The following is a 6794-nucleotide window of genomic DNA, read 5'->3' as shown; positions in this document are numbered from 1 at the left end:
AAAAAAAAGCCCCGCGTGAAACCGCCCGCGTGGATGACTTCGATTTCGACATCGACATCGACCTGAGCGACACCCCGCCCGCGGCCTTCCCCACCCCGGCGCGCCCGGCCAAGAACGCCGGGGACGTGGCCCAGCGCCCGCCCCGCGCCCGCGCCGAGAGATCGGACAGAGGCGACCGGCCCGAAGGCTCCGCCCGGCCCGGCAAGTTCACCAAGACCGACCGCTACGACAAGCCCGGCCGCCCCGGCCGCCCCGATCGGCCTGAACGCCCGGACGCCGCGCCGCGCCCCGCAACGGCGGCGGCCGCGGAGCCCGAAGACGGCAAAAGCGTCACCGCCGGGCGCAACCCCGTGCGCGAGCTGCTCGAGGCCGCGCCCAAGCGCATCGACGGCATCTTCGTGCGCAAGGGCCAGCGCGACGCCAAGGTGCAGGAGATCGTGGCCCTGGCCGACGAGAACCGCATCAAGGTGCAGTTCGTGGACGACATGTTCCTGCGCCGCCTGTTCGCGGGCACGCACCAGGGCGTCGTCGCCGTCACCGCGGCCGTGGAATACGCTGACCTGGACACCCTCATCGCTTCAGTGGCCGCAGCGCCGCTGCCCGTGCTGCTGGCCCTCGACGGCGTGCAGGACCCCGGCAACATGGGCGCCATCGCCCGCACCGCCTGGGCTCTTGGCGCGGCCGGACTCCTTGTGCCGCGCCACGGCGGGGCCTACATCGGCTCCGGAGCCATGCGCGCCAGCGCCGGTGCGCTGCACCACCTGCCGGTGGCCCGCGTGACCAACATGAGCCAGGCCCTGGACGCCTGCGACGCGGCCGGTTTATCCATCCTGTGTACCGATGCCGAGGGTGACGACCTGTACAAGGCCGCCATCCACCTGCCCGCCGTGCTCGTCATGGGCGGCGAGGAAAAAGGCGTGCGCCACGGCGTGGGCAAGCACTGCCAGCAGCGCCTCGCCATTCCGCTGAAGCGTAGTTTCGACTCCCTGAACGTGGCCCAGGCCGCCGCCATCTGTCTGGCGCGTTTGGGCCAGCTGTAAGGCAAGGGGATATCTGGGGGCTCTGCCCCCAGACCCCCGCCAGAGGGCACGAGGCCCTCTGGACTCCCTGTGGCGTGGGGTCTTTGCCCGGCGCGGAAGCCGCCGGGCAAAGACCCCACGCAGGGTGGCCAACGGGGGCGTCTCCAGCGCCTTTCCTGGCGGATTCGGAAACCACTTCATCCTTGTGCCCGTGTCCCAAACGAGAAGCCCCGGAGCGCTCTGCGCTCCGGGGCTTCTCGTTTGGGGCAGGACTGGGTGAGGCGGCAGGCCCGTAGGACTTTCGCATGTTCGGCGGGCACACGGGTGAGGACGCCGGGGCCGACGCATGCCCCAGACCTGGGCCCCTTCCGCCCGATCCACCGCGCGGGGTTTTGCTGTGACGGCGTCTTTGCGCCGTCACAGCAAAACCCCGCGCCACAGGGAGTCCAGAGGGCCTCGTGCCCTCTGGCGGGGTCAAGGGGCAGCGCCCCTTGCTCTTCTCCTAGTACAATTTCTTCTTCGGAACCGGCGTGCCGGACAGACGCTGCTGGGTCTTGCTGGCGGGCTGCTCGGCCACCTTGTCGGTGGGTATCTCCGCGGCCTTGTCGGCCACCTTGTCCTGGGCGCCCTCCTTGGCCACGGCGCCCGGCTTGGGCACCAGGGTCATGGTGCCCAGGGCGGCGAAGGTCGTGGCCTGCCGCAGGGAGAAGAGCATGGGCTTGCCCGCTTCCACGCGGAACTTGTCGCCCGGCTTCACGGGCCTGTTGCCTGCAAGGGGCAGGATGCGGCTGGCGGGGCCGTTGCTGGTGGTCTCGGCCACGGTGTACTCGCCGGGAGCCAGGGAAATCTCGCCGCCGCTGGCCCAGTGCACGGTGATGGTCTGGCCCTTGGCGTCCAGGAGCTTCAGGGTCTGCACCTTGCGCGGCTCCACGTCCACGTAGAACGAGGACGGCCGGGCGCCCACGGTCTCGCGCACCACCTGGTAGCGGGCGGCGCCGGGCGTGGGCGAGGGCAGGCGGTACTTGTCGATGAAGGCCTCGGGGTCGAGGATGATCTCCCAGCCCATGTCCTGGCCGTCGTTGTCGTGCGGGCGGGCGGTGTAGCCCTTGAAGTTCAGGATTTCCTTCCACTTGCTGCCCAGCACGCCCTCGATGACGAGCTGGTCGCCCACCACGGCGCGCAGGGTCTCGCCCTGCTTCACCTGCACGGGCTTGCCGTTCAGCCAGCAGACGAACACCGGCGGACCGGCGGGCAGCGGCGGGGGCATTTCTCCGGCGAAGCGCACGGTGGTGGTGCCCACCTTGCGGCCGTCCACGCGGGTTTCCAGCTGCTGGAAGCGCTCCAGGGCCATGCGCGGCGAATCCACAAGGTTCACGCCCTGGCGGTCGGAGGCGAACACGGCCACCACCTGCCCGTGGGCATCGCCCTTGCCGGTGGAGCCCGGATCGACCTTGATGGTGCCGCCCGGGGCTATGGCCAGGGGCTGGCCGTCCAGAGTCTTGCCGTTGATCTTGGGCTTGCAGTCGCGCTCGTACAGGCGCTGCACCTCGTTCTCGTCGATGCGCGGGGTGACGACCTCGACGCCGCAGTGCTTGAGCAGGATGCTGGTGGCGTAGACCTGGTGCTTCACCTTCCAGCCCAGCGCCCCGATGTTCTTGCTGACCTCCACGGCCATGGCCGGGATGTTCAGGTTGGCCAGAGCGTAGAAGGTGAGGGACTTGCGCATTTCCTGGGCATAGCGGCTGTCGGCCTCAAACGTCCGGGTGTTGAAGAGCTTGAACTGGTAGTCCGGTTCCTTCACGCTGGCGTTTATCTCGGCCAGGGCGGCGTTCACCAGCCGGGCGAGGTCCAGGCGGTCGTGCACGTTGGCGTCGATGATGACGGACTGGCCCCAGCGCGTGGGGTTCCGGAGCGGGCTCACGTACACGGGATCGTAGAAGCCGGAGCCCTCGTGCAGGTGGATGAGGGCGCTTGATTGCGAAAGCAGGAAGCGCACGGCCCGGGCCAGGCGATCCTCATAGAACTGGTTGTAGTCGCGGTCGAAGCGGCGGTTCATGTCCACGTTCACCGCGCGCTGGTGCACGTGGATGCTGGGCACGTTGGCGCGGGGCACCACGATGAGGTTGCCCTTGACCACGCGGCTTTCGGCCAGAAGCTGGGCGGCCAGGAAGCCCGTGGGCTCGTCGCCCTGGATGCCGCCCTGGACCATGACCGTGGGTCCGGGCTGCTCGCCCTGGATGAAGACCACGGGCAGCGGGTACTGCGTGCCCTCGAAGAACACGAAGCTGGAGCGGCTTGCGGCCTGCGCGGGCAGCGCGGCGGCCAGCAGCAGCAAAAGAAGGCTAGTTGCCCAGAGAGTAGGTTTCGCCAAGGATCACTTCCCCGTCGGAATTCTTGATCTCGACCCGCAGCCCCAAAGCTTCCCGGCGGGTGACACCTTCCGGCACGCGGGCGGCTGCGGAGATGCGCTTGAAGCGCTGGATCTGGTAGGTCAGGTCAGAGGCGGTGGCGGCGTCGAGTTCGGTGAGGGAGCCGTCGTTGCGCAGCAACAGCAGGTTGATGGAGCCGGAGGCCGATCCTTGCGCCTTGTTGTTCAGGTCGAAGGTGGTGGAAAGCGAGCCCCCGGAAAGCTGGGCCTTGAAGTTCTCCACCCCGATGGTGCCGCTGTTTATTTTGGCAAAGGCGCGGCCGGCCGCCTGGGGCGACTTGTCGGGAGCGTGCCCGGCTTCCTTGCCGTTTTCCTTGGCCGAGGGCGCGCCGCCCTTTTGCAGCTTGTCCAGGTTGCCCAGGCGTTCCAGGTCCACCTGGACCTCGGCCAGCTTGACCTCCAGGTCGCGGCGCTCGGAAAGCAGGCTGCGATAGCCCACAAAGGAGCGCAGGCCCACGATGAGGCCGATGAGCACCACCACGCCGAGCCCGGCGGAAACCCACAGCAACAGCCTGAGCCTGCGCGGGCTCACGCGGAGCGTCTTCACGTCCGCGTCATCGCGCATGAACAACACGCTGTAGCTGGCGTTTTTCATCAGCTCTTGCCCCAGTTCTCGCTCAGGATGACCCAGCCGTCGCCTCTGGGAGCGATGACAAGGGTCTTCGGGCCCTTGTCGGAATGGCCGGAGGAGTCTTCATAACTCTGCTGGAAGCTCACCTTCAGGCCCTGCTTATGCATGGAGACCTCGACCTTGTCGGCCGCGATGCGCACCGGGGTCTTGCTCGCCCACAGGGCCTTCTTGAAGTCGCGGATGGCCTTGGCGCTCGACTGCTTGCCGTTGCTGGCGTCGTCCGCGTAGTAGGCCATGTACTTGTCGATGTCGGCCGCGAGCCAGGATTCCATCCAGCCTTTGAGCATCTTGTCCACCTCGCCCTTCTTGGAGGACAGGTAGCGGGTCTCCAGGCTGGGCGAGGCGTCGGTGTATTCTCCGCCCACGATGCGCCAGGCGCCGTCCTTCTCCTTCTGCCAGTAGAAGCGCTTGCCCACGGCGGAAACGAGGTCCTGGGTGCGGTAGTACTGCTCAAAGGTGGTGACGACGTAGTCCGGGCCCTGAATGACGCGGATGTTGTCGACCATGACGTGGATCCAGGGCTGGCGGTTGAAGATGCCCTGCTTGTGGCTCTTGAACTGATTGAAGGGCATGCCCTCGGTCTGGGAGAACTTCTCCGGCTGGAAGTAGTCGAAGAAGCGCTCACGCTTGTTCTGCCAGTCGCTGGCCCACTGGCGCACGCGCTCCGCCAGCTGCTGGGAGGTGGCGTCGTTGCCCTGGTCTTTGCTCCAGGTGAGCTTCTTGGCGATGATGACCGGCGTGCCGGAGGGGATCTGCCCGTCCAGGCTCTTGATGTCCTGGGCGGTCAGGGCCACGCAGCCGCGCGTATCCTGCGAGACGAGCTGCTTGCCGCGGCCGTGGATCCAGATGCCGTGCCCGGTCTTGCCCTTCAGGCGGTCCACGGGGTTGGGAAAGTTCAGGCTGAAGGCCCGGTCGCCATAAAGCTCGAAGTCGAGCTTGCCGGGGACCTTGTCCTCCACGAAGTACACGCCTTCCGGCGTGCGCTTGTCGCCTTCGCGGGTTTTGTCGCCCTGGGCCTGTCCTGTGGCGCAGGTGAGCTTGCGCAGCACCTCGAGCGGACTCTTCTTCCCGAACATGAAGAAGGTCTGGGAGTCCTTGTCGATGCCCAGGAACATTTCAGGGCTGGTGGGCTGGGAGGAGACGTGCGTCTCCCAGCCGGTGCCCGCACCGAGTGCGAGGGCCGGAGCCAGGGCAAGGCTTGCCAGAAAGAAAATGGTGCGTACGGTTTTCAAGGCTCTTCCGCGTCGGTTGCGGCGCCCGTTCGGTCCCTGCGCGATGGCGACCGGGACGCCCGTTTTCACCTAGCCTTTGGCAGCGGCCAAAAGCTCTTTGCGCGTAAAAATGGACTTGAGCTCAAGCCCGGCACCCGCCAGGGCCTCGCGCCCGCCTTCTTCGCGATCAAGCACACAGAGCACGGAACCGACGGTGAAGCCGGCCGCGCGCACACGCTCCGCCACGGCGAGAAGCGAGCCGCCGGTGGAGACGACATCCTCCAGCAGGGCGATGGTGTCGCCCTGCTGAACATTCTTGAGACCTTCGAGGAACTGGTTGGTGCCGTGGCCCTTGGACTGCTTGCGCACCACGATGGCGGGGATGGGACGGCCCTCGATGTGCGAGAGCACGGCCACGGAGGACACCAGCGGGTCCGCGCCCATGGTCATGCCGGCCACGGCGCGTGCGCCGGAGCCTTCAAGCATCTCCAAAAACAGCTTTCCGATGAGATAGCAGCCCTCGGGGTTCAGGGCGGTCTGGCGGCAGTCGAAATAATAGTCGCTCTTGCGGCCGGAGGTCAGGACGAAATCCCCCTCGGAATAGGACAAAGCCATGAGCAGGCGCGCAAGTTTCGCTTTGGAATCGTTCACGATCACTCCTGTCCCTTGCCGAAGACCCGCTCGAAGATGGCAGCCACGTAGCGCAGGTAATAGCAGGGGTCGAACAATCTTTCAAGAGTTTCTAGACTTAAGTGTTCGCGAATCTGCGGGTCGCTCAACACTTCTTCCTTGAAGGAATGGCGGGTGTCCCAAGAGCGCATGGCCGGGGCCTGGACCATCTCGTAGGCCTTCTGCCTGGGCAGGCCCAGGTCGATGAGGCCCACCAGCACGCGCTGCGAATAGAACAGCCCATAGGAGCCTTCCAGGTTCCGCGCCATGTTCTCCGGAATCACGCGCAGGTTCTTCAACAGGCCCGCCAGGCGGTTCAGGATGTAGTCGGCCAGGATGGTGGAGTCGGGCATGATGACGCGCTCCACGGACGAGTGGCTGATGTCGCGCTCGTGCCACAGGGGCATGTTCTCCATGCTGGCGATGGCGTTGGTGCGCAGCAGGCGCGACAGGCCGCAGAGGTTCTCCGCGCTGATGGGGTTCTTCTTGTGGGGCATGGCGCTGGAGCCCTTCTGCCCCTTGGCGAAGCCCTCCTCCACCTCCAGCACCTCTGTGCGCTGCAGGTGGCGCAGCTCGGTGCACAGGCGCTCCACCCCGCCGCCGAGCAGAGCCAAGGCGGTGAAGTAGTGCGCGTGGCGGTCGCGCTGGATGATCTGGGTGCTCACGGGGTCGACCGCGAGACCGAGGAGTTCGCAGGCGTGGGCCTCGAGCTCCGGGGAAAGGTGCGCGTAGGTGCCCACCGCGCCGGAAATCTTGCCCACGCGGATGTTCTCCACCGCGGCGGCGAAACGTTCCTTGTGGCGGGCGAACTCGGCGTAGAAGCCGGCCATCTTGAG

6 protein-coding genes are annotated in these 6794 nt (G+C 66.6%); 1 reads left to right on the top strand and 5 read right to left on the bottom strand.

All coding sequences use genetic code 11. From position 1 onward, the window contains the following. A partial coding sequence (rlmB, locus tag VN419_RS14345) for a 23S rRNA (guanosine(2251)-2'-O)-methyltransferase RlmB (RefSeq protein WP_325647901.1) occupies nt 1-1040 on the top strand: 1040 nt, incomplete at its 5' end. Between the two features lie 481 nt (nt 1041-1521). On the opposite strand, the gene VN419_RS14340 is transcribed toward rlmB, so the two are convergent. The 5 genes from VN419_RS14340 to VN419_RS14320 form a co-directional block, all read right to left on the bottom strand. After that, nucleotides 1522-3390 (bottom strand): M14/M99 family metallopeptidase, encoded by a 1869-nt coding sequence (locus tag VN419_RS14340; protein WP_325647900.1) that lies wholly within the window; start codon nt 3388-3390, stop codon nt 1522-1524. Then, nucleotides 3362-4042, bottom strand: coding sequence for a hypothetical protein (locus tag VN419_RS14335; RefSeq protein WP_325647899.1), 681 nt, complete (start codon nt 4040-4042; stop codon nt 3362-3364). Before VN419_RS14335 ends, VN419_RS14340 begins: the two co-directional genes overlap by 29 nt. Next, complete coding sequence (locus VN419_RS14330; RefSeq protein ID WP_325647898.1) at nt 4042-5310, bottom strand: L,D-transpeptidase family protein; 1269 nt, start codon at nt 5308-5310, stop codon at nt 4042-4044. Before VN419_RS14330 ends, VN419_RS14335 begins: the two co-directional genes overlap by 1 nt. Before the next feature lie 69 nt (nt 5311-5379). Then, nucleotides 5380-5940, bottom strand: a complete 561-nt coding sequence (gene pyrE, locus VN419_RS14325; RefSeq protein ID WP_325647897.1) for an orotate phosphoribosyltransferase — start codon at nt 5938-5940, stop codon at nt 5380-5382. A 2-nt stretch (nt 5941-5942) separates the two neighbouring features. Continuing rightward, nucleotides 5943-6794: lyase family protein (locus VN419_RS14320; protein ID WP_325647896.1), on the bottom strand; the 852-nt coding region annotated here is incomplete at its 5' end.

It is taken from the genome of Humidesulfovibrio sp., assembly GCF_035560995.1.
Lineage (GTDB): Bacteria > Desulfobacterota > Desulfovibrionia > Desulfovibrionales > Desulfovibrionaceae > Humidesulfovibrio.
The sequence above is the reverse complement of the archived record's forward strand: the minus strand, read 5'-3'. Positions and strand labels throughout refer to the sequence as shown.